The organism is Planococcus sp. TJ-201, assembly GCF_058268495.1.
The window spans coordinates 159,391-180,660 of sequence record NZ_JBZDOG010000001.1; the positions used below are offsets into that span (position 1 = coordinate 159,391).

Below are 21,270 nucleotides of genomic sequence, written 5' to 3' on the forward strand. Positions count from 1 at the left end.
TCCTTTCTTTCTGCTGTCACGTAATCAGTCTTTTCTTTCCTCTCACGAAACTCCAGATGGTTCCGATTAGGAAACAACATGCCACTGCCAACATAAATGTCAGTGGATTGAAAAAGAGATGGTTGGAAAAAACGTTAAATAAAGCGAATTGTTCCGGATTGCTGTAGGCATCCTTTGTAGCAACGATATAATTGCGATATTCGTGAGCTCTGCTAAAGGTAATCCATGAAACGGCTAAAATAAAGCTGGTGCTGATCAGAAGGCCAAGTAACTTTCCCTTTTGGCTTAGCCATTTGTTGGCAGCACGCATCGACAATTCCACCGTGCCATACAAGAAATACAGAATAAACGGCATTCCAACCGCCGCAATAAAGAAGGCAGGATTGCCGTTGCTGCCGCGAAAGTCATCATCCCTTACAGGTTCAGTCATATAATTCATTCCATAGAACGCCGCAATGGTCATTAATACAGAAACGACATACAAGAAAATGAGTATTTTATGCACCAAGCACATCACCCGCTCTGATTTTAATTGTTATCTGGTTATATTCTCCATTTGTTCAATAATTCCTTTCTATAATTTCTGCCGTTAATCTTTCCCAAAGAAAAAAAGCTTATCGCTAAGCTTCTTTTCTCACACTATAAATGCGTTGAATTTTTCCTTTATTTTGGGGTACGGTCAATATTTGCTCTGCTTCAAGCGATTTTTTGGAAGCAATAAATAAAAAGGCGGCCGGAACAAATGTAAAAAGAGAAAAAACACCGGCCATTGCAAGAAACCCAGCAGCTACAGAAGTATGATTTTCAACTGTAAAAAAACCGATTAAACTAAGGAATAGCGCAATTAGGAGCATGAAGAATGGATAGATCAGAACCTCTTTCGCAAATTTGACAGCATGATCCGCGAATTCTTCAGCTGAAAGGGTAGCTTCTCCTCTGCTCAAATCCTGCTGCACTTTTGAATCGTGCTGAAACACCTCAATTAAGATACCTTGAACCAAATGATTTTTTTCAAGTGAGTTCGAAAAATGTCCAAAACTTGCTGCGCATATACTCAGCAGCACAATAGAAAACAATATATATTTCCTAACTGACTGCATTTTTTTCGAATCGATAGCTAAACCTCCTAGACTTTATTTAAGTATGCCTTTAAACCCATGTTAAACTGAATGGCCACTTAAATAATCCGCCTTGGGATGGCTTAAGACTAAGACTTAAGATGTATAATGATTTTGTCTCCGAACAGAATTGGTATTAAATACGCATCCTTCCTTATAAACGCCAAGATCGATATGGTAATTAAGCATTTTTATGCAATTCTACAATTTTGGCAATAACCTCTTCTACTTCTCTCTCACTATTTATGCTAAGGAGATGATCGGCCTCTTCTATAATCAGGGCTTTATTCGAGTTATCATTGACACTTTTTTGTTGCTTAAGTACTTCTTCAAAAGAAATAGCCGTCCTAAGAATTTTATTGTCTCGCTTACTCGCCTTTATTCTTTTTGCAAGGATGGTATCTGGAATTTCAAAATACACAATCACACTAAAAAATCCTTTTTTTTGAAAATAGTTCAGAAGATTTTTGCGATTGTTTTGGTTTAAGTTCGAATTACATAAAATTATGTGACAATTTGTTTCACTCACAGTATGGTCGACAATAGTTTGAGTTAGAGCATATTTAATTGTATTGGGTCCTTGATTGGGTACCAGTACAGGGTAATAAGTATTGAGAATTTCAGCGTGATTGTCCTGATCAATTATTATAGAATTAGATAAATTCTTTTCTAATTCTTTAGCAAAAGTTGTTTTGCCGCTATGGGTTTTCCCCACGGTCACAATCACAAATCTGCTCATATAAATAACTCCTTTCTAAAGACGATTATGCTTTTAGTCAAATTTACTTTAATATATTCTCTATATTTTACCATTTAATATAAATTTTATAGATCGTTTTTTTAATGGTAGTAAGTTGAAAATGCACAAAAAAAGAGACTCATTGCGAGTCTCTCTCTTCTTAACGTTCTCCTATTCTAACCAGCTGTCCAAAAACTCGCTTTGGTCTCCTTCAAAATAGTCTTCAAAAAACGCTTTAAATGCTTCTGTATCCACTTGCTCGAACTGAAATTCTTCGTAGTAAGCCGAAAGGAATTCAAGTGCTGCTCCTTCTTCATCCAGCAAGTCGAAATACTCCTTCAGCAGCATTGGCACCTTGCCGTAAATGGTGGAGTAGTATGACTCGTCTTCAAATCGGTCAAGCGGCAAATTAACATAGGTTTCCGGCGGATAGTAATCCTGGGCTGTGGAGGCACTCCAGAATCCGTATTCCTCATCGTCATAATAGTCGCTGAGAAAAAGTGAACTGCTGAATTCCGTTATCCCTTCATCCAGCCACGCTTCATTGTACGGATCGTTCGTCACAATAAAATAAAACCATTGATGAGCAATTTCGTGCACCAGGACCGACTCTTGAGATGCTTCATCTGCAGCCACTTCAATAATGTTCGGGTATTCCATATAGCCATTGTTGCCGATGATGTCCAGTTCGCCAAATGGGTTATCGCCAATCTTTTCTTCAAAATAGACATAAGCATCCACAGCCAGTTCAGACGTTTCCTCCAGCATGTTCACTGAGCGCGGGGTAAATACACGCAAATTTGTATTGTTGGCTGATACCGTTTCAAATTCCCATTCGTCCGGATTCATAATGGCTAAATAAAAATCTTTAATGTTTTCCCCTGTAACAACCCCGTCCGCAGCCGCTTCAATAGAGCCATCTTCAGCTGAACTCGCGACCAAGTAATCCTTGGGCAAGTCATAGCTCACGGTAAAATCTCCGTAGTCGGTATCGTAAGACTCACCGGTTGGATCGTAATCTTTAATGTCCCAGCCCTCTTGATAGTGGCCGAGCATTGGGTACCAATGCGCCAAGTAATAATTATCGTCTACTTGAGACAAGCGCATGCCATTTTGCGGCAGCACCATTGAGTACTCAATGGTTACATTCGCTTTTGACGCTGTTTTCAAATCTGCTGCCAGTTCAACCATCAACTCATTGTTATCCAAATTAAATTCAGCCACTTGACCATCAACACTTACAGAGGAAATATCAATTTCCAAATCATCGTCTTCATAAAAAGGCGTTGCCTTCGAATTCATGGCGTTTGGCACCAAATAAAATCCGATTTCGGACCAGGTGTCTGAAGAATCGTTCGTTACATCAACTGAAGCCGCCACTTGAAATTCATCTGCCTCGTTCAACTCAATCCCAATATCATAAACTGCATTTGTGGCATTTTGAATCCGCTCGGCTTCCTGCTGACCACATTCACCGCAAAAAAAAGTGTTCTTCAAAATTAAGAAAACAATTGCACCTATAACAGCTGCCAGCACCCCCAACCACATGTTCCGTTTCATCTTGCATCTCCCGTTCCCTTACTTTTTTTAATACCTTTCGTCCATTACTCTTCAATTTTAGCATTTGTTTTTGGTGCTGGCTTGGAGTTTTTGACAACGAATAAAAGAGCAGATACAAACTCTGCTCTTTGCTCAATGATACAATTCTTTGATCTATTAGATACTTTAGAGACATTTGTTATCTCTAATACAACCAAAAAAATAAATATTTTACTTTATTGCTAGCATTTTTGTGCAATCAATACATAAATATTTTCGGTTGGAAAGAATTTTTCTATTAGGCGCATTCCTGCATCAGTTATTTCCTGTTCCATTCCAGCTCGTGAAATTCTCAGCGCTCTATGGCTTGAACTATTTTTTGGCTCCAATTCGGTGACGACTAAATAACCACCTGGTCTTAGTACATCTTTTATTTGCGTTAACGTTTTAGTCAGAGGATAGATCTCATGCAGCACCAATGAAGCAAGAACTATATCGATGGATTCATCTGGTAATGGCAGTTCTCCGTCGCCTCCCATAATCGGAACAACATTGGAAAGATTTTCGCTGTTTGCTTTCTCGCGAATCATTTCCAGCATGCTCGGATCGATGTCGAGTGCATATACTGGACCAGCCACTCTTTTTGCTGCGGGTATGGCCAGATAACCCGTGCCTGCACCAAAATCTAATAGATGATCAGTTGTTTTTAATGGAATCATATTCAGCAGTGCTTCCGGTGAGAACTCTGCTCTTCTTTTTGCACTTTCCAGGTAAGATACTTTGCCATGCTGGTGAGCTGCACCGTGTGTTTTATCGTATTCGTTGAGCATTTGCATTTCTCCTCTTCTGCTTTTAAATAGTGGATTTCAACTTACTGTTATAAACGATTCTTCCAACAGTTCTCCGTTAACGCCAATTCCTGCCATACTGCCTTCTGCAGCGGCGATGATCAACTGCGACGGTCCGCCCATCAAGGTGTCTCCACAGGCAAACACGCCTTTAACAGTGGTGCGTTGAAAACGATCGGCTTCAATTCCACCCCGCTCGTTCAGCTCACAGCCTAGTAAAGAGGCAATAGAAGAAGGCTGCACCCACTGCGATCCAACAAACCCGCCCGTCCGTGAAAGAACTTCTCCATCTTCGAACTGAATTCCTTTTAGCGCTCCATTTTCTCCGATCAGCGTCTGAATGGTTTTCTCATTGACTTCTATACCGTTCATACTTAAAGCTATTTTTTCTTCCTCAGATAGAATTTGCTTTCCGTTTGTGCAAAAAACCAGGTCGTTTGTCCAGTTGGAAGCTACTTTGGCCATATGAAAAGCACCGGGTATTTCTGCTATGACAGCCAGCGGACGATCTCTGAGCTCCCAGCCGTCGCAGAAAGGACAGCTAAAGAGGCTGGTTCCATAAAATTCTTCTATCCGGCTGATGTCCGGAAGAATTTCTTTGAACCCGGTTGCCAAAATTAGTTTTTTGGCTTTGAACAGATCGCCATTTTGGGCCTTGATGTGGAAAAGCTCTTGTTCCTTGCTGACATGCAACACCCGCTGCTTTTCAATTTTGATGTCCGGATAACGGGACAACTCCTCTTGCGCAATTCGTTTCAATTCCTGCGGATCAATGCCATCGCGTGTGATAAATCCATGTGCTTCCGAAGTCACGGCATTGCGTGGCTTGTTGTCATCAAATAAGACAATTTTCTTTCTTGCTCTCCCAAGAACCAGCGAGGCATTTAATCCTGCCGGTCCGCCGCCAATTATTGCACAGTCCATTATCATATCATCATCTTCCTTCTGTCAGTTTTAGATACAGTTTCTGCTGGTTCTTTTCCTCTGTTCCCTTAGCTTTCGACTTCCCTCCGATTCACAAGCCACGTTTTTGCCTTTATTGATCACCTATAAAAAAAAGTACACCTGGCTTAATCTGACTTCTCGACAATCCAGTCATTGACAAGCAGTTAAATTTTTTCGTATTTCTCAATCAGAGATATCAAAGACTCATTTTATCTCTAATTAACAAAAAGATATCACTTAATAAATAATCAGTCAAGCAATTGATTGGTCATTTATTTATTCTTGCTGCAAGCCACTTGAAAATTTAAGCAATTCGATATGTTATTTCTAAACACAAACCCGTTATTTTGACTAATATACTTGTCATTTTGAAACATATGATTTACACTTGGTTTTATAAGAGGTGAGGACATGAAAACAAAATTAAAGGAGTTGCGTGCACGGTTAAACATTAACCAGACAGAATTGGCAAAGCGTGCAAAGATTTCCAGACAGACGGTGAGCTTGATTGAACGTGGAGAATTTATGCCTTCTTTACTTATTGCCACAAAAATTGCACGGGTCTTTAATGAGCCTGTAGAAGAGATTTTTCAATTTGAAGAGGAGGAATTGGAATGAAAAAAATAGTTAAAATTAGCGGTCAACTTATTATCGGTGCATTGATTGGATTTTTTGGAATGCTAGTTGCACTTCAGGAAGATTTCCGCTTAGACTTTTCAGCCTATGCACCTGCTATAAATTTTATTATTTTGGCGATGGGTGTTCTATTCTTCTTGTTCTCAATCTATCGGTATTTTAGTATTCAAAACCTCACCCAACAAAAATTGACTGGAGACGAGGAGGATGCAGCAGAAGGAAAAATGTACAGGCAATATAGCGATGCAAATCTTAGTTCCAATCTGGCTATGCTGTTGGGTTTGGCATCCTTAAGCTTGAGCAGCTTAACTAATCAGTCTCTTTGGTTGCTAATCCCCGGAATATTCCTCTTATTTTCCAGCTTTTTCATGTCCTTTGTTATTCAAAACTTAATCCCAAAAATGTATCCAAACCGTGAGCTTCCATCAGTCAGCGACAAAAATTATGCCAAAAAGTTGCTGGAGGTTTCAGACGATGGTGAAAGACATATTATGTTGGGCGGTCTCTACAAAACTTATCTGACAATGAATTCTTTGTTGATTGGAGCGGTTGTACTGCTTCTTTTTTACTCGATCGCGTCAGAATCATCCCAGCTATTCAGTATTTTCATCGTCATCAGCGTTCTCGTAATAACAAATACACAATATCAAATTAGTGTACGAAACAAGTAACCCTAAATATTGAAGACGAACGTAAAAACCCTGATTTCTTTTGATAGAAATCAGGGTTTTATGTATTGATTACGCCCCGCGAGGCGCTTTTGGCGGTTGGCAGACGTCGCATTTACGTTGATTTTTTGTGTTGAATTTCGTAAATGTTTTTTCAAAGTTATTGCCGCATGCGCATTTAAACAGCAGCTTTTGAGAAAAACCGTGATATTCCGTCGACAATAAGGTACTGTCTGAGTTTTTCTCGACAAATGCTTTAATTTCTTTATAAGTCCATCGTTTGTTCATGTTGTTACACCTCCATATTTGATCGATAAGCGGAGGCTTTTGGCATCCGTTCAGTTATAGGCAAAGATTTCAAAAGCCTTAAGTTTCTCATTATAGCACGTGTCGGCCTCCAGATAGAATAGTAAATGTCTTTTAGGCACAGTCTCTCTGCATATCTTAATTCACCATCATCACCAAAAGTCCCCAATAGATTGATCAGCAAACTCTCCCTATTGCTCTGCGATACTGTATACATCAAGATTTTGCATTAATTCAAATAGGCCTTTGAACAAATTGCGTTGCGCCGGATTGTCCCAGTCATCCGGTACATCTGCCATCAGCCACATCACCTCATCAAGAAACACATGCTCAATGGCTTTTTGCCAGTATTTTTCCTCTTCTGGCGTCAGGACAATGAATTCTTTGTAACCCATTAAAAAAAGGTTCCATTGCTTACTGCTAAACGGCTGATCTGGAGCTGTGTCCAATTCATTATGAAACAGCAGGAGGACCAATGCCAAATCAAACACGCGAGGGATCCAGCATGCATTGTCCGGATCCACTAAGTAAGGTTCAGGCGTATAAATTAAATTGTTCGCTTTGAAATCATGGGGGGTTGTGACATGAGGCAAGCTGCTGCTTTTAAATTCATCTTGACTGTGGACAGACTGCATCAGCTGCACTTCTAGCTCTATGCCTATCTTGATCTTCCAGATCTTCGCGTGTTCTAAAATATGTGCGAAACTTTCTTTCACTTCAGCTTCATTAAAATCAAACACATCATAAGGATCTAGTTTATATTCGTTCGTTGAAGGAGAGAGGGAATGGATCCTGCCAAGCATCCGGCCAGCTTCTTCAATCTCCCAATCCTTTCCTGTATATCCCGCTCCATCGATAAATGGATAAACGACATACGTATCTTCGTGTATGGAAATTGGATTTTCGACTGGTAAAGCCACAGGCACTACAATCCTTACACCACGCTCACTCAACCTGGTTATGTATTTCATTAAACGCTCAGCTTTTAACATGGGATGCTGTGTTTTCTTGATAATAAGGTCTTTTTTAACATCTTTAATCCGGTAAACAGGCGAAAAAGGATAAATGCTTTTAGGCTCTTCATTTACACGAAATCCGAACTTTTCTATAACGGTTTTAGCATCCATTGGACTTCTCCTTCGCTGGGCTATCCATAATATGCTCTATCATTTTATTTATTGAGTATACTGCTAAAACATCTTTGTGACTATTAAAATAAGAAGAAATCCGCTATGGACTTCTCCTCTTTTAATAATCCTATTTAGCTGTGGATTCTAACGGTCCTACAGTATGGGTGAAACCAGCTTCGCAACATCCTGCTTCGCTTTTTCTACCCATGATTGCTCCTGAAACGTTTGCTCGGTCAATTGAACGGATAGCTTTTTGTCTTGGAAAAAGAGTGTCGCCATTTCTGATGCGGAATCTGAATCATAAACAAATGCATTCAATTCAAAATTCAAGGCGAAGCTGCGGATGTCCATATTCGCTGATCCGACCGAATATGCTTTTTCGTCCACAACCAAAGTTTTTGCATGCAAAAATCCATTTTTGTAGCTGTATACTTTTACGCCATCTTCCAACAATTCACGAACAAATGACAGTGTAGCTGAATGAACAAAAATATGGTCTGCCAAATGCGGGATCATAATTTGAACATCAACGCCGCCAAGTGAAGCTGTTCGCAAAGCATCCATGATGGACTTATCTGGAATAAAATAAGGTGTTTGAAGGTAAATCGAGTTACGTGCATGGTGAATCATTTTCAAATAGCCATTCTTAATATCTTCATGAATGACTAACGGACCGCTCGCAACAATTTGAATCGCCGCTCCTTCGTGACTCTCGGCCTTCGGAAAATATTTTTCTGCATATTTTATTGGATCTTTTTCGGTTGCCTGATTCCAGTCAATGAAAAAACGGTTTTGAAGGGAATGCACGGTCTCTCCTTCTATCCGAAGATGCGTGTCGCGCCAATAGCCGAATTCATGTTTCTTGCCTAGATATTCGTCTCCCACATTAAACCCGCCAACATACCCAATCAATCCATCCACAACTACCAATTTCCGGTGATTCCGATGATTCAGCCGTGGGTTTATGCGGGAAAACAATGCTGGCAAAAAGGCAGCTGTTTTTCCGCCAGCGGCTTCGAACTCTTCAAAAAATCGCTTTGGCAGGCTGCTGGATCCCAAATCGTCGTACAAAAACAGCACTTTTACACCTTGCCGCGCTTTGTCGGTCAACAGCGATACCAGCCGACGTCCAAGATCATCATCGTTCAAGATAAAATACTGCAGATGGACATGGTTTGTGGCCTTGCTTATGTCTTCAAACAAAGCCTCAAATTTCCTAGTGCCATCGTTAAAAATTTTTATGTCAGTGGCTGTCGACAATGGTGCATCCGTTCTCGCCACGTTCATTTGAATCACATCCAGCCATTCAGCTACAAGCTCAGAAGAGGGCTGGAAGATTCTGCTTTTCAGTTGAATTAGCTGCTGGTCCATCACATTTCGAAAATCTTTATTTTCGTAGGCAACCGGCCGATTCAGCCGATCCTGTCTTAACGATTTTCCGAATAACAAATAGAGAATAAAGCCAACAATCGGTACAAAAAACAAGATCAAAATCCAAGCCCATGCAGAAGAGGCCGTTTTCCGCTCAAAAAATAAAATAAAAAACGCCAATACTACATTTAACATAATAAAAATATTGCTCAATGTACTTAACCAGTCGAATAAAATTGTAATTCCTCCTTGAGCTCTGCTTTTATCTAAGTTGACGTTATAGAAGCTTCCTCTATTTCCCATCATGGATTTACAAGGCTTGAGATTCACAGCACTTCCCTTGTATAAGCTACATCTTTTAGTTTGTTTTGTAAAAGGATAAAACTAGCAGCATAAACCCGAACTGGTTTGTGCTGCTAGTTTTATTTTGGAGTTCTCCATTATGCTGGGGAATTCCTCAGTTTAAAGTAGTAAAAAACCTGGATGGGCGGCAACATGAGCAAAGGCAAGAGGTAATAATCCATCTCCACAAAAATCAGCGCCATAAAAACTGGAAAGAATACAATGTAACTAAACAATATGACCCGTTGCGAATTTTTCACAACGCCATATGCAAATAACAAGAGTGCAGGGACAATAAAGAGAAACGGCAAGTAGCCGGTAAACAATGTGCTGGACGAATTTAGTATGTTCATGCGCCTTCCCCCTTCAAGTTGATTGGACAAACTTTCAATAAATCCACTAATGCATTCTTTAAACTGAACTCTCCTTTGCTTCGCCACCTTACTTTTTACCTATACAATTTTTACTACCCTTTCTCCATTTAGAAGAAACCAAATCTTCCTGCCTTTATTTTAAGCCTCAAAAACGATAGTCAGTTTGGGCCAAGTTGATGTCCATCCTTTGTTTTCCATGCGCTCGCGGTAGATTTCCAAACGGTTTTGGTTCACCCTAAAGTAAGGGGTAGGCTTTACTTCCAGACGGACCAGGTCTTTAATCCCAAGAGGTGCAGCCAACGCCAATTGTTTTTGCCGGTCTAATTTTACTGCAACTGCTGTGGCCGTTTCTGGAAATTTTGCTATGGCATCGACTGATGAAATGTAAGGGGATGTTTGATTTCGCAAATGCATTCTTGCCTGATTTTTCACTGACCAAGGAATACCTGGAGCCAAATTTTGTAGGTTTTCCTCTATTCTTTTCTCCTCTTCTTCAGCCATATTGTGCTTTTCATAATAAATGACATCGATATCCGGAAGTTTTGTTCTATCCGAAAAACCATGAAGTGTGTCCCAAACCTTAGACCGGACAAACCCTGCACATATCCACCAGTCAGGCAGATCCAATGTTTCTACCGCCATCAGCAATTCCATCATCCACTCATCTTGCTGAATAAGGACGATAATATCATTTTCGCTCTTTAGCATGCTCTGCTCACTCCTACTGTTTAAATTATTTTTACTATGTACGAACAGCTTCAGATAAAATTTCCTGATAAAGTTTATTCCAATTGTGGTGAAGTTGCCCTACTTTATCGAGAGACACCAGCATTCTCCGGACAGATTCACACCCGGCTTTGAAGTCATGAATTTTTTCAATCTCCATTTTATAAAATGCCTGGTATCCGATCACAGGATATTTTCCAGCTTTTTCCCAAAGTGGATTTTCAGTATGGTCAACCTCAACAAACCCTAAAAACCGACTGCTGCCTGAGACGTATCCTTCTTCCATCGCTTCTCTATGCACGCTTTCTTCAGGCGTTTCATTTTCTTCAATATGACCTCCTGGAAAATCCCATCCCCGGTGCACTAAATCAACTAAAAGCAGTTGGTTTTCATAGAAACAAAAACCATGCACACTGGTCAGCAGTCCTTTATCCGGCAACTGATCATTTGCATGCCACGTCAGCTTTACTTTTGCTTCTCCCCATTTCACATAAACTGCGTCCATTTTTCATACCTCCTTTATCAGGTAAGCTTGCTGTTAAGTTCTGTTTTCAAAACTAAAAAAATTGAAACAAACAACTAAGTAAACGATTACCTAACCAATTGGAACCGAATCGCTAATGCTCCCTATTCCTTTTCCTGCTGCTTCGAATAAATAGCATATGTCTCTTCCATCATCGCTGCCATTGTCCATCCCGTACACCCTAAATCCGCAAAAGAAATGTCTTCAAAGATAGATTGAAAGTTTGGGTATGCCGTAACTTTTGTAACCTTCACTTGAATCTCCTCATTTTTTTCAGGAAGTTCACTAAATTCAATCACATCTCCAATATTTATCTTTTTTCTCTTTTCGTCATTCAACCGAATTTCGATTTGTTTCCTGCCCGTCTTTATTTCTTTGAAGTATTCACTATACAAACTCATTGTATGCTTCATAAGATCCTCCTAAAGGCATTGCTTCGAACGGTTTAATCCTAATTACTTACCAGGTTTAATCGCTTTTTTCAGCTCACTTAACAGCTTTAATCAAAAACCGCTTCGAGTTTGTGCAAATTCCTTTTACCGTTTGGTTGTTTTCGATAAATGCTTTCCAACTTTTCAAGTCTTTATCTTCCTGACCGAAATGAGGAATAATGGGAGTATGCTGCAGCAAAAATAATAGATCTTCCGGTCTTTCATAATATTCCAAAATGTTATAATCATAGGTTTGCACTTTTGAGAATCCAGCATTTTTTAACTCTTGCCGGTATTTTTCTTTTAACGTTCCATCTGCATCAGTGAACGATTGGCCGCGTCCGAATGCGTTTTTGATATTTTGTTTGTCGCCTTCGCTTACTTGCTGGGTCAAAAACATTCCGCCTTTTTTCAATACCCTGGCCACTTCAAGAGAACCAAATGGAGCGTGGCGGCTTGTCACAATATGAAAAGAGTCTGCTGGAAATTGTAACTCTTCAGAAGACATGTGCTGGAAATGCACATTTTTTTGCCCAGATCTCTCCAAATTTTCAATGGCTGAACTAATCATGCCAATCGATAAATCAATTCCGACTGCCTGCTCCACAAACGGGGCAATTTTCAAAAGGTTTTCTCCTCCACCCGTACCTAAATCCAACAGAGAATCTGTTCTATTGCATCGTTCCATTACTTGCTCATTGAATTCCCAATCCGCTCGATCAGCCAGGACTCGTATTTGACTAAACTCCCAGCCATTTACTTTTCCCATTGCTTCATAAAATTTCTGATAGTCAAAGTCTTCCATCACTTTTCCACCTTTGGAATAAAGTCGTTTTTTTCATTTTCATGCTCTCTTGAAATACTGCTTTCAGTATATTCAATGAAACACAAAATGTATATCCAATTTTTTACACAAGCGAGATAAAAGCTGATATTATGGATTTATCTTGTATGGGCATTTTCCACCAGGAGACATGAGGAGGTTAGGATGTTGAAGATAATTAACGGCAAGTACAGCGATGCGAAGGTGTTTACAACGAATATTGATGACGCGACCGTATTGCAAATTGAGACTTTTTTAAATGAAGAATTGACAGCGGGAGCTCAAGTTCGCATTATGCCCGATTGCCACGCAGGCATAGGAGCAGTCATCGGCACCACCATGAAAGTAAAAGATCGCGTTGTGCCAAATTTAGTCGGCGTGGATATCGGCTGCGGCATGTTGTGCGTAGAAGTCCAAAAGCAGGACGTTGATTTTGCAAAACTTGATCTTGCCGTTCAGTCACTGGTTCCTTCTGGCCAATCGATTCGGACCGTTCCGCACGACTTCATAAAAAACATAGAACTGGATCGTGTCTTAGCCAATTTTTCAAAAGACGCAGCTATTCATTCTCTCGGAACACTTGGTGGAGGCAACCATTTTATTGAAATGAATGAAGCAGAAGATGGCCGTTTGTTTTTGGTTATTCATAGCGGAAGCCGTCATCTGGGTGTAAAAGTGGCGAATCATCACCAAAAGAAAGCCATTGAAAGCTTAAGCAACGACAAAGAAGGACTCAATGAATTGATCGAACAGTTAAAAACAGAAGGCCGCCACAAAGAAATTAACGGCGCCATCAAATCCTATAAATCGGTATTGCCGATCGTTCCAAATGATTTGGCTTACTTAACAGGTCCACTCATGCAGGATTATTTTAATGACTTGAAAATTGCCCAGGAATACGCAAAATGGAACCGTGCAGCCATGGTGCAAGTTCTATTAGACGCAATGCAATTTACCGAAGTGGGACGAATCGACACCGTGCACAACTACATTGATCTGGAGCATATGATTTTACGAAAAGGTGCCATTTCCGCGAGAAAAGACGAAATGGTCCTGATTCCGATAAATATGCGTGATGGCTCGCTCCTCGCCAAAGGCAAAGGAAATGATGACTGGAACCAGTCCGGACCGCATGGCGCAGGCCGCATCCTTTCGCGGACAAAAGCAAAAAAACAGCTTCAATTAAATGATTTTACCGACACCATGAAGAACGTCTACACAACGAGTGTCAATCAGGACACGATTGACGAATCTCCGTTTGCCTATAAAACAATGCAGGAGATTATTGATAATACGAAAGACACCATTGAAATACAATCCATCTTAAAACCCCTGTACAATTTCAAAGCGGCGGAATTTCAAGGTTGGAGAAAAAAATGAGAAAAGAGCAGCAAGCAGCTGCTCTTTTTTAGTCTAAGCTCTATAATAAAATTGCTTTTCTATCATTCGATAATTGGAAGTTTTCGCTTTGATTGCAAATCTTCGATGAACTTTTTATGGTCTGAAAAAATAGCTTGGGGCAATTCATCCAGACTGTAGAATTTATTATTTAAGGATTCCTCATTCTGTTCAATTAGCTCGCCATTGTACTCCTTGCAGGTAAATATAACTTGCATCTGGGCAACTTGATCTCCGTTCCCAAAGGTTTTGTCATAATCCGGACCCGAGTAGATGCCAAACAGTTCAAGCTTCTTAAGCCGCAATCCAGTTTCTTCAAAAACCTCTCGTTCAGCTGTTTCTTGAATGGTTTCTTCCAGCTCCATAAAACCGCCTGGAATCCCCCATTCACCCGTATCCGAGCGCTGCTGCAGCAGTACCTGATCTTTTGAATTGAATACAAAAGCCCCAGATATGACCATGATTACTTTTTCGTCGCCTACAATGGCTCTCAAGTGCTTGATGTAATCCATACGTAGTACCTCCTGATGGCTGAACGAGTCACTCTTTCTCAATGAATTTGCTGAAACTATCATTATATAAATTTACTTTCCTGAAGAAAACCCTTGGAACAGTCTTCCTCCGAACGGCTCCAGTGACTCATCCACCAATTTTATAATTTTGCTTTTATCATCCATTTTATAAAAAGCATCAAACGCATCAAAAAAACGACCAGCAAACTCCTCGTCGTATTGCACTAAGGAACGCATTAACCATTTTCCAGTGCCAATCCACTCGTGATTTGTCCGCAATACAAATTCACTGGTTGTTTCTGCTAAGGTACCTGCTATAAAAATTGATTCTGCTCGATCGTTGCAACCGACAAAGTCTTCTAATGTATCTGTAATAAAATAGCGTTTGAAGTTGATTGTTTCGTTTGTCCATACTTTCGGCCCTCTCGCCAGCAACTCTTTCGCTTCATCTTTTATAGGAACAACGAGGTCTTTGCCTTTTATAACAATGCCCTCGGCCATCATGTTAGGCAGTGATGGCCTAGCTCTTTCGCAATCCGTCAAAAAGTAAGATTTGTAAGAACTTAAGTTATGTACAAATACTTCAACTGGCCAGCCAAAATCGATGAATGATTCTCTGTATGAAGCTGAGTACTTTTGATCGAATATGACAATGTCAAGATCTGATGTTTCTGTGTTTTCTCCACGGACTACACTCCCTGCAAGCAAGGCTCCCTGACAATCCGGAAAATATTTTTGAACAAACATTTTTGCTGCATCGATAGCCGGTAGTTTCTTGGTTTGCATTACTCCACATCCTTCCTACCAATTTCTATTCATTCTTTGATTTGGTTTCAATAAGATTTGTAAGCCTTAACTTAAAACCACTTAGCTGCGCAATTCCGGATTTTAAAATAAGTTTATCATTAAAAACCACTAACCTACTGAAAATACAGTCACGGAAAGAGGATGGTACAGCAAATAACAATTTTAACCATACAATTTCGTTTCTAGTCGAAACCATTCACTGGCACTAACGTATAAATGATAGAAGATAATTAACATTTTATTCAAAAAATATAAAATGGAGGTACTTATGAAAAAGATATTGATTATTTTTCTAACTATTTTACTCTTGGCAATAGGAAACTGGGGAGTGGCATACGCTCTTCAAATGACTTTTCTGGACATTTCGATTCCGTTCGCGGGACTGGCACTAGCTGTGGTTTATTTCTTTAAATCCAAAGGCGGCATGGCCAGCCGGCAGTTGGACATGTCAATTCAGGGTCATACTGGCATTCGGATGGAACAACAAAGTCAGGTTTCTGAAAGATCTTATATTTTTATCGGTTCAGTACTTTATTTACTATTTGTATTTGGGTTCACCTTATTTACTTACTGGGAATATTTTTAACTTCCCCATGAACTCTCTGCCAAAGTGATAAAAGGAGGAAAATATGCGGAAAATAGTGGAGATTTTCATAAAGTTTCTTTCAGGAGTTATTGGAATCGTTTTGGTCAGTGCTGCGCCTGCCCTATTTGGAGGCTCCGTATTTTTTGACTTCCGCTCTTATCTAGCTGCTCTGAAAAATGTTTCAACATCCTTTTTAACTCCTAGTCAGTGGACCTTAAACTATACCGAACCCATGACGTTCGAAATCATTTCTATCTCTTTCGCAGATTTTTTAAGCGGACCTTATTTGTATTCGATGCCAATACTTTTTTTGGCTCTAGGCTTAGCAGGTATAGTTGCCTTTTTGTTGGCTTTGCTCGCACTGGTTGCTAATGGCACTGTAAAACGTCTCTTTTTGCAAGTGGCAAAGTTTCTTCAGTCGTTTCCAGATTTCGCCTTTGTCTTTCTTGTTCAGCTCGTTGTGTTAGCTATCTTTGACTGGACCGGCATCTTGCTTTTAAGTTTTTATAGTTTGGGAGATGAGCAGATCTATCTTGCTCCGATTCTTTGTTTAGCTATCTTGCCAACTCTGCTTTTCTTCAAACTCTTTATTTTGCTTTTCGAAGAAGAGCTGGAATGTCCATATGTTGAATTGGCGCGCTCCAAAGGGTTGGGCCGGTTTGAAGTCTTGTGGAAGCACTGCACCCCCAATGTCTTAAGAAGTACTTTTTATCAATCCAAGTCCATCGTTTGGTTAACACTTTCTTCCTTGCTGATTGTCGAGTACTTATTTGGAATCAACGGAATCCTTTACCACTTGCAGTCTGATTTCAGTCCGAAAGGCATCGCTTTTATTTTACTAACTATTTTTATTCCTTTCTTTCTTTTGTATACCGTAATTGAACTGAGCCTGGGAAAAAAAGAAATCAAACGAAATGCCGTAATGCAGAAGTTCAACTTGAAATTGTTCGATGCGCAAGAAAGTCGTGCAAGGTTTACGCAACTTTCAAGAAAACGGCTTAGAAAAGCAGGGTTTTTCCCTCGTATAAAACGACTGCCCCAGTTGCTCATTCCCATGTGTGTTGTCTTAGGGCTTTTAATAATCAGCGTGTTGTATGCTTTGATCACTGGAGATCAGGTAGACCAAGTCCATTACATTTACGACAAGGAAGGGGGAATCGAAAGCAGCTCTCCCCATCCGCCTTCTGCCGAGATAGTTTTAGGGACAGACCCATATGGCTACTCGATTGCTCAACAGTTGTTAGTCGGCATCAAATACACCATCGCCCTTAGTGTGCTGGTTGCCACATTACGGGTCGGCCTGGGTTATGTGCTCGGAATTTTTCATACTTTCGTTCTCTCTACAAAAGTACGAAACATTGCCAATTCTATCGCAGATGGCATGCACTTCTTGCCTTTAACATTACTAGCCCTTGTCTTGCTCATGCCTGTCCTCGTTTCAACTGGAGAATGGAACAGCACTTTGACGGAACGTCTAATTTATCAGGTGCTAATCATGTCGATCATTGTACTTCCTATCACATCCAGTGCAATTGGGAATGAGATGAGTGAAGCTTTGAAAAAAGACTATGTTGCGGGCTCGGTGTTAATGGGTGCATCGTTAAGCTGGATTTTGACAAAACACATCCAGCCACAGCTTTGGCCAAAACTATTATTGATGTGGGTACAGCATATCGTTCAGGTATTGCAAATGTTTGTGCATTTGGGAATCTTGTCTGTATTTGTCGGTGGTGCACTTTATCAGTCTGACTCTCCACGCCTGGTACTTGAAATCTATGAGCTGTCCGGAATGATCGCCATATCCCGTGAAGTTTTTGTCACCAACCAATATTGGATGATTTTACCGCCGTTAGCTATATTCATGCTCTTAAGTTACAGTTTCACCACTATTGCTGAGCACCTCGCTTATAAAAAAGCGATTCCGAGAACGGGTGCACGTGCCTCCATTCAACAAAAAAAGGACACATCACTTGATTCTTTTGCGAGAATCCGTAAATCCCAATTGAACGAGGAAGCAAACTAAAGGTAACTCCTCCCAATACTTTTATAAAAACAGCAAGACGAAAGAATGGTTAGAAGACACAAAGAATAAACCTCACTTATTGCAATTCATTGCAGTTAGATATGTTCATTGAATACGTGAATGGCATCTCAAAGTACAACATGAATAACGAATTAAATATTTTAATTTAATTTTTTCTCAAGTGATTGAATACGCATAAAGCTACGGGTGAACCTTGTACCGAAATCGAGCAAAAAATGCTCTTCTATACTTCAGAAATAATTCAGTCTGAAATCTGATTCATTTGTATTCGTTTTAGCAGTTGAATTCACATTGAATATTATTCACTAATTCATCCAATGAGCCATGGCATTTTTTTACTTCTGGTAAATGGTAAAAAGTGCTGGTTTCTGCTGGATTGTTAATCGATCCGTCTTGCGAATATAGAAAAATCTTTTTTCCTCGTCCTAACGCAATGCCCATTTCGATGTGGGTTCCTTTTCCTCCTGGCAACAATATAACCACGAAATCTGATTCCATTACGGCATCTTTTTCATGCTGGCCAATTCTCGTCAAGTCCTTTAATGTAAACGATGGTTGTTCTCCTGGAGCTGTATTTTGTGTCCAATCGTATGTATGAAGAAATCCTTTAGCTGTTAATTGCTCTGTAACATAAATAACGGCATTCGAGTTTGTAAGGCCCGATGCCACGTAAAATTTTTTCATATTGTTCTACAATCCTTCCTGACTTTTATTACTATGCTTTTTCTTTATTCCCTTTTACAAGATCTTATTTCAATGTCTCCTCACTTTATCATATCTCTTCGTTAGAAAAGCCATAAATGTGCTGGCTTATACTTTGAGTAAGAACAAAATCTATGCAATGGGAGGCCGCCGACCATTACATAGATTTTTTGCGGTACTTTTAAGTTTTAGTATTCGAAAGTCGCATTCAGCACTTCTTCTTCTGAAGCCCCTCCCATGTTTTTATTGATCGTACGGCTTACATCCACTTCAATTTCGTCCAAAAGCAAGTTCGCCGTTCTTTGGTGTCCAATTATTACCAATTGGTCCCATCCGTATTCTTTATATAAACTTGAAAGTTCGTTTGAAACCTCTCGATAAAATCTCCGGATTTGTTTTTCTTTTCTACTATCGTATTGGTCTGTTTGGCTGCTCGAGGATGCATTGGCCCGCGCACTTCTTCCTTGGAATTTTCTCCAATTGTCTGTATCCAGATCCAGTTCGAATACGAAAACATCTTCAACTTCACCCAATCTGGTGTTGTATACGGTAATAATGTCCATTTGTGAGACAATGATCCCGGTTTTCGGGAAATTTTTATCCAGGGTTTCTAATTGTTCAATCTTTGGTGCATCGCTGTAAACAAATTCATTTTCCACATCCAATTGCAAGAAATGCATCTCGAAAAACCCATTTCCTCCTTCAGCGTAGATGACAATACTTCGCAAAAGCCGATGCCCCACATTTTCTAAGCTGCTCTCAACTTTTTCTCTCAATTCACTAAATGCACTGATTTTTTGTTGGTTCCCTTCTTCCTCAATTTTCTTCTCCAGCTGTTTTAATCCGTTCTTTAAATGTAGCTTCCATTGATCCCGCTCACTGGGCTTGGTACTCAACAAAATAGATAATACACCGGCTTGCGGATTTTCAATTTTTTTTAGGTGATCGATTTCCGTGTATAAGCCCACCCTAACTCCTCCTTTTTCATTTCGTGATTGTCATGCCTTACATGTCTTCATCAGTTCTCGCGACTTTCCCACCTGCTTCTTCGACCAAACCATTCAAGACGGATTCTTCGTATTCTTTTCCAATTGCAATGATGCCCGTTGTTCCCAGTTCGATATTGCCAATGGTGTTTTTAAATAACTCCTCCGTTTCTTTTAATCGTTTCACTTCTTTGCTGGCGCCGATCATCCCACCCGTCAATGTACCGAACAGCAAGCCAAAAGGGCCGCCTAAAATTCCGACAGCCATACCGATTAAAGCACCTTTTGTCGCTTTATTTGTTCCCGAAAAATCTGCAGCGTCTTTAAACGCAAATGATCCATTTTCCGCTCTTTCTATGACAACTACTTGCTGCAAATCTATTACTCCTTCAAGATTGTAGTTTTTCAGTTGGCTGAATAATTGATAGGCTCTTAAATGGTCGTCAAATGAGATGGTGATAATGTGATATGGCTGGCTTTTGTTTTTAGACATTGCAATCTCCTCCTTTTTTCGCTTTAACCTTTCACGTTTGTCAGATTATATTCTTAGTAAATAAACGCCGCTAAAATACCTGTAATAAAAACTGAGGTAATTGTCACCGTTGAAAAACCGGCAACGACCATTTTCGGCAATATCTCCTCTTCTATAATTTGGACTTCTTCTTCTGTTTCCCCAATATTTTTCGCAGCTTCTTGGCTTAAAATTAATGTTCCAGGAAATCCATAAAGAGAGGTTAACCCAATTGCGATGGCCATCGGATACGTATAACCCAGCAATTTTCCTGCAATCATCGCAAAGATTATAATACCGAGAACCCCCAAGACAAAAGCAATTAACAGGGGCACAAGCAGCTCCACAAGATCGCTAAATGACGTGGTGGCAAGTGGCCCAAAAATAATCAATAAGATGGCGAGCATCATCAAGCCGTACGCATCAATACCATTTAACACGTTTGGCTTAAGCACTCCCGTTGCCCGCAACGCAATCCCCAACAGCAAGGCAATAACGAACGTATTCAACCAGCCATTTGTTAAGCCGCTTAGGAAAATGGCAATGATGACGACAACGCCTACAACGAAAAGCGTTCCTGCAGTTGTTTGGAACGCTTCCGGCAAGATGGTTTGTTTTTCCTCTGATTTAGCTTCCTCTACGTCTTCTTTACGTGTAATGCTGCCATCCCGAACGCCGTCACGAATCCGCATGGCTTCTTTTCTCAAAATAATCGATGTTAGCGGAAAGCCAATCAGACCTTGCAGCGCAGCGATCAAGACTGGAAATACGGCGACGGAAATCAGTCCCGCATTCAATGCCTGTTCCTGAACAATGATGACCGAAATCGTTCCGCCGCTAATCGCAGCAATTGCACTGAGAACATAATTCGTGTCGAGCAGTAGTCTTCCGATCGTAAACAACAGGGCGCAAATTCCTAGAACTGCCGAAACACCAATTAAGAACGTGCGCCATTGCCGTTTGAATTCCTCCAAGCTGATTAATGTGCCCAAGTGCACGATGATCATCCCAACGATGGTTTGACCCAATGGCAACAAGGCAGAAGACTGCAATAAGTCTTCTGGAAATACATTTGTCTTAAATCCAATCAAGAAAATGATGGATGCGACAAACAATGACGACAATAATGCTTTGGTCTTTTTCGAGACATAATCACTGATCGTCCAAACAAGCATGATGATGGTAAATGCAATAATGGGTTGCAT

25 protein-coding genes are annotated in these 21,270 nt (G+C 40.2%); 5 read left to right on the forward strand and 20 right to left on the reverse strand.

All coding sequences use genetic code 11. The features are described 5' to 3' along the window. Nucleotides 1-16 precede the first annotated feature (16 nt). The 6 genes from AC4EG4_RS00935 to AC4EG4_RS00960 all read right to left on the reverse strand — a co-directional run bounded on the left by AC4EG4_RS00935 (nucleotide 17) and on the right by AC4EG4_RS00960 (nucleotide 5,174). Nucleotides 17-505 (reverse strand): hypothetical protein, encoded by a 489-nt coding sequence (locus AC4EG4_RS00935; protein ID WP_490986679.1) that lies wholly within the window; start codon nucleotides 503-505, stop codon nucleotides 17-19. A gap of 115 nt (nucleotides 506-620) precedes the next feature. Then, the gene (locus AC4EG4_RS00940) at nucleotides 621-1,076 is read right to left on the reverse strand and encodes a hypothetical protein (RefSeq protein ID WP_490986680.1); all 456 of its coding nucleotides are present in this window, start codon (nucleotides 1,074-1,076) and stop codon (nucleotides 621-623) included. 223 nt (nucleotides 1,077-1,299) lie between these two features. Continuing rightward, a complete protein-coding gene (locus AC4EG4_RS00945) occupies nucleotides 1,300-1,857 on the reverse strand; it encodes an ATP-binding protein (RefSeq protein WP_490986681.1) in 558 nt (185 codons plus the stop codon). Nucleotides 1,858-2,028: 171 nt separating this feature from the next. Further along, nucleotides 2,029-3,417: a M1 family metallopeptidase gene (locus AC4EG4_RS00950; RefSeq protein WP_490986682.1), complete on the reverse strand. Its 1,389-nt coding sequence runs from the start codon at nucleotides 3,415-3,417 to the stop codon at nucleotides 2,029-2,031. Between the two features lie 221 nt (nucleotides 3,418-3,638). Next, on the reverse strand, nucleotides 3,639-4,226 hold the full coding sequence (locus AC4EG4_RS00955) for a class I SAM-dependent methyltransferase (RefSeq protein ID WP_490986683.1): 588 nt from the start codon (nucleotides 4,224-4,226) through the stop codon (nucleotides 3,639-3,641). Nucleotides 4,227-4,262: 36 nt separating this feature from the next. Continuing rightward, nucleotides 4,263-5,174 carry an NAD(P)/FAD-dependent oxidoreductase gene (locus tag AC4EG4_RS00960; protein WP_490986684.1) on the reverse strand — a complete coding sequence of 304 codons (912 nt, stop codon included), beginning with the start codon at nucleotides 5,172-5,174 and terminating at the stop codon, nucleotides 4,263-4,265. Nucleotides 5,175-5,600: 426 nt separating this feature from the next. Between AC4EG4_RS00960 and AC4EG4_RS00965 the strand changes: the two genes are divergently transcribed. Together AC4EG4_RS00965 and AC4EG4_RS00970 are read left to right on the forward strand one after the other, a co-directional pair. Then, nucleotides 5,601-5,807 carry a helix-turn-helix transcriptional regulator gene (locus AC4EG4_RS00965; RefSeq protein WP_490978144.1) on the forward strand — a complete coding sequence of 69 codons (207 nt, stop codon included), beginning with the start codon at nucleotides 5,601-5,603 and terminating at the stop codon, nucleotides 5,805-5,807. Further along, on the forward strand, nucleotides 5,804-6,496 hold the full coding sequence (locus AC4EG4_RS00970) for a DUF3169 family protein (RefSeq protein WP_490986685.1): 693 nt from the start codon (nucleotides 5,804-5,806) through the stop codon (nucleotides 6,494-6,496). Before AC4EG4_RS00965 ends, AC4EG4_RS00970 begins: the two co-directional genes overlap by 4 nt. A 69-nt stretch (nucleotides 6,497-6,565) precedes the next feature. On the opposite strand, the gene AC4EG4_RS00975 is transcribed toward AC4EG4_RS00970, so the two are convergent. The 8 genes from AC4EG4_RS00975 to AC4EG4_RS01010 all read right to left on the reverse strand — a co-directional run bounded on the left by AC4EG4_RS00975 (nucleotide 6,566) and on the right by AC4EG4_RS01010 (nucleotide 12,501). After that, the gene (locus tag AC4EG4_RS00975) at nucleotides 6,566-6,781 is read right to left on the reverse strand and encodes a hypothetical protein (RefSeq protein WP_490978142.1); all 216 of its coding nucleotides are present in this window, start codon (nucleotides 6,779-6,781) and stop codon (nucleotides 6,566-6,568) included. A 209-nt stretch (nucleotides 6,782-6,990) separates the two neighbouring features. Beyond that, nucleotides 6,991-7,926: an aminoglycoside phosphotransferase family protein gene (locus AC4EG4_RS00980; protein WP_490986686.1), complete on the reverse strand. Its 936-nt coding sequence runs from the start codon at nucleotides 7,924-7,926 to the stop codon at nucleotides 6,991-6,993. A gap of 156 nt (nucleotides 7,927-8,082) precedes the next feature. Then, entirely contained in the window at nucleotides 8,083-9,513 is a 1,431-nt protein-coding gene (cls, locus tag AC4EG4_RS00985) for a cardiolipin synthase (RefSeq protein WP_490987171.1), read from the reverse strand. Between the two features lie 227 nt (nucleotides 9,514-9,740). Then, complete coding sequence (locus tag AC4EG4_RS00990) at nucleotides 9,741-9,995, reverse strand: hypothetical protein (protein WP_490986687.1); 255 nt, start codon at nucleotides 9,993-9,995, stop codon at nucleotides 9,741-9,743. Nucleotides 9,996-10,154: 159 nt separating this feature from the next. Beyond that, a complete protein-coding gene (locus AC4EG4_RS00995) occupies nucleotides 10,155-10,724 on the reverse strand; it encodes a nucleotidyltransferase family protein (protein WP_490986688.1) in 570 nt (189 codons plus the stop codon). A gap of 34 nt (nucleotides 10,725-10,758) precedes the next feature. After that, nucleotides 10,759-11,247, reverse strand: a complete 489-nt coding sequence (locus AC4EG4_RS01000; RefSeq protein ID WP_490986689.1) for an NUDIX hydrolase — start codon at nucleotides 11,245-11,247, stop codon at nucleotides 10,759-10,761. Between the two features lie 122 nt (nucleotides 11,248-11,369). Then, nucleotides 11,370-11,678, reverse strand: coding sequence for an ASCH domain-containing protein (locus AC4EG4_RS01005; protein ID WP_490986690.1), 309 nt, complete (start codon nucleotides 11,676-11,678; stop codon nucleotides 11,370-11,372). Between the two features lie 73 nt (nucleotides 11,679-11,751). Then, nucleotides 11,752-12,501 (reverse strand): class I SAM-dependent methyltransferase, encoded by a 750-nt coding sequence (locus tag AC4EG4_RS01010; protein ID WP_490986691.1) that lies wholly within the window; start codon nucleotides 12,499-12,501, stop codon nucleotides 11,752-11,754. 183 nt (nucleotides 12,502-12,684) lie between these two features. On the opposite strand from AC4EG4_RS01010, the gene AC4EG4_RS01015 reads away from it, so the two are divergent. Continuing rightward, a complete protein-coding gene (locus AC4EG4_RS01015) occupies nucleotides 12,685-13,899 on the forward strand; it encodes an RtcB family protein (RefSeq protein WP_490986692.1) in 1,215 nt (404 codons plus the stop codon). 62 nt (nucleotides 13,900-13,961) lie between these two features. On the opposite strand, the gene AC4EG4_RS01020 is transcribed toward AC4EG4_RS01015, so the two are convergent. Together AC4EG4_RS01020 and AC4EG4_RS01025 are read right to left on the reverse strand one after the other, a co-directional pair. After that, complete coding sequence (locus AC4EG4_RS01020; RefSeq protein ID WP_490986693.1) at nucleotides 13,962-14,429, reverse strand: NUDIX hydrolase; 468 nt, start codon at nucleotides 14,427-14,429, stop codon at nucleotides 13,962-13,964. Between the two features lie 72 nt (nucleotides 14,430-14,501). After that, a complete protein-coding gene (locus AC4EG4_RS01025) occupies nucleotides 14,502-15,215 on the reverse strand; it encodes a nucleotidyltransferase domain-containing protein (protein WP_490986694.1) in 714 nt (237 codons plus the stop codon). 289 nt (nucleotides 15,216-15,504) lie between these two features. Between AC4EG4_RS01025 and AC4EG4_RS01030 the strand changes: the two genes are divergently transcribed. Together AC4EG4_RS01030 and AC4EG4_RS01035 are read left to right on the forward strand one after the other, a co-directional pair. Next, nucleotides 15,505-15,822, forward strand: coding sequence for a hypothetical protein (locus tag AC4EG4_RS01030; RefSeq protein ID WP_490978132.1), 318 nt, complete (start codon nucleotides 15,505-15,507; stop codon nucleotides 15,820-15,822). Nucleotides 15,823-15,865: 43 nt separating this feature from the next. Then, a complete protein-coding gene (locus AC4EG4_RS01035; RefSeq protein ID WP_490986695.1) occupies nucleotides 15,866-17,845 on the forward strand; it encodes an ABC transporter permease subunit in 1,980 nt (659 codons plus the stop codon). 294 nt (nucleotides 17,846-18,139) lie between these two features. On the opposite strand, the gene AC4EG4_RS01040 is transcribed toward AC4EG4_RS01035, so the two are convergent. From AC4EG4_RS01040 to AC4EG4_RS01055, 4 genes are all read right to left on the reverse strand, one after another. Continuing rightward, nucleotides 18,140-18,550, reverse strand: a complete 411-nt coding sequence (locus AC4EG4_RS01040; RefSeq protein ID WP_490986696.1) for a nucleoside 2-deoxyribosyltransferase — start codon at nucleotides 18,548-18,550, stop codon at nucleotides 18,140-18,142. A gap of 206 nt (nucleotides 18,551-18,756) precedes the next feature. Further along, nucleotides 18,757-19,536, reverse strand: coding sequence for a VLRF1 family aeRF1-type release factor (locus tag AC4EG4_RS01045; protein ID WP_490978129.1), 780 nt, complete (start codon nucleotides 19,534-19,536; stop codon nucleotides 18,757-18,759). A gap of 37 nt (nucleotides 19,537-19,573) precedes the next feature. Beyond that, nucleotides 19,574-20,047 carry a hypothetical protein gene (locus AC4EG4_RS01050; protein WP_490978128.1) on the reverse strand — a complete coding sequence of 158 codons (474 nt, stop codon included), beginning with the start codon at nucleotides 20,045-20,047 and terminating at the stop codon, nucleotides 19,574-19,576. Nucleotides 20,048-20,100: 53 nt separating this feature from the next. Beyond that, on the reverse strand, nucleotides 20,101-21,270 hold the full coding sequence (locus AC4EG4_RS01055) for a hypothetical protein (RefSeq protein ID WP_490978127.1): 1,170 nt from the start codon (nucleotides 21,268-21,270) through the stop codon (nucleotides 20,101-20,103).

Bases quoted from the DNA above. Each gene is read 5' to 3' on its own strand.
- AC4EG4_RS01025 (WP_490986694.1), bottom strand. From the start codon at position 15,215: ATGCAAACCAAGAAACTACCGGCTATCGATGCAGCAAAAATGTTTGTT.
- AC4EG4_RS01055 (WP_490978127.1), bottom strand. From the start codon at position 21,270: ATGCAACCCATTATTGCATTTACCATCATCATGCTTGTTTGGACGATC.
- AC4EG4_RS01020 (WP_490986693.1), bottom strand. From the start codon at position 14,429: ATGGATTACATCAAGCACTTGAGAGCCATTGTAGGCGACGAAAAAGTA.
- AC4EG4_RS01015 (WP_490986692.1), top strand. From the start codon at position 12,685: ATGTTGAAGATAATTAACGGCAAGTACAGCGATGCGAAGGTGTTTACA.
- AC4EG4_RS00980 (WP_490986686.1), bottom strand. From the start codon at position 7,926: ATGGATGCTAAAACCGTTATAGAAAAGTTCGGATTTCGTGTAAATGAA.
- AC4EG4_RS00945 (WP_490986681.1), bottom strand. From the start codon at position 1,857: ATGAGCAGATTTGTGATTGTGACCGTGGGGAAAACCCATAGCGGCAAA.
- AC4EG4_RS01035 (WP_490986695.1), top strand. From the start codon at position 15,866: ATGCGGAAAATAGTGGAGATTTTCATAAAGTTTCTTTCAGGAGTTATT.
- AC4EG4_RS00955 (WP_490986683.1), bottom strand. From the start codon at position 4,226: ATGCTCAACGAATACGATAAAACACACGGTGCAGCTCACCAGCATGGC.
- AC4EG4_RS01010 (WP_490986691.1), bottom strand. From the start codon at position 12,501: ATGGAAGACTTTGACTATCAGAAATTTTATGAAGCAATGGGAAAAGTA.
- AC4EG4_RS01005 (WP_490986690.1), bottom strand. From the start codon at position 11,678: ATGAAGCATACAATGAGTTTGTATAGTGAATACTTCAAAGAAATAAAG.
- AC4EG4_RS00965 (WP_490978144.1), top strand. From the start codon at position 5,601: ATGAAAACAAAATTAAAGGAGTTGCGTGCACGGTTAAACATTAACCAG.
- AC4EG4_RS01040 (WP_490986696.1), bottom strand. From the start codon at position 18,550: ATGAAAAAATTTTACGTGGCATCGGGCCTTACAAACTCGAATGCCGTT.
- AC4EG4_RS00990 (WP_490986687.1), bottom strand. From the start codon at position 9,995: ATGAACATACTAAATTCGTCCAGCACATTGTTTACCGGCTACTTGCCG.
- AC4EG4_RS00995 (WP_490986688.1), bottom strand. From the start codon at position 10,724: ATGCTAAAGAGCGAAAATGATATTATCGTCCTTATTCAGCAAGATGAG.
- AC4EG4_RS00970 (WP_490986685.1), top strand. From the start codon at position 5,804: ATGAAAAAAATAGTTAAAATTAGCGGTCAACTTATTATCGGTGCATTG.
- AC4EG4_RS01000 (WP_490986689.1), bottom strand. From the start codon at position 11,247: ATGGACGCAGTTTATGTGAAATGGGGAGAAGCAAAAGTAAAGCTGACG.
- AC4EG4_RS01030 (WP_490978132.1), top strand. From the start codon at position 15,505: ATGAAAAAGATATTGATTATTTTTCTAACTATTTTACTCTTGGCAATA.
- AC4EG4_RS00975 (WP_490978142.1), bottom strand. From the start codon at position 6,781: ATGAACAAACGATGGACTTATAAAGAAATTAAAGCATTTGTCGAGAAA.
- AC4EG4_RS01050 (WP_490978128.1), bottom strand. From the start codon at position 20,047: ATGTCTAAAAACAAAAGCCAGCCATATCACATTATCACCATCTCATTT.
- AC4EG4_RS00960 (WP_490986684.1), bottom strand. From the start codon at position 5,174: ATGATAATGGACTGTGCAATAATTGGCGGCGGACCGGCAGGATTAAAT.
- AC4EG4_RS00950 (WP_490986682.1), bottom strand. From the start codon at position 3,417: ATGAAACGGAACATGTGGTTGGGGGTGCTGGCAGCTGTTATAGGTGCA.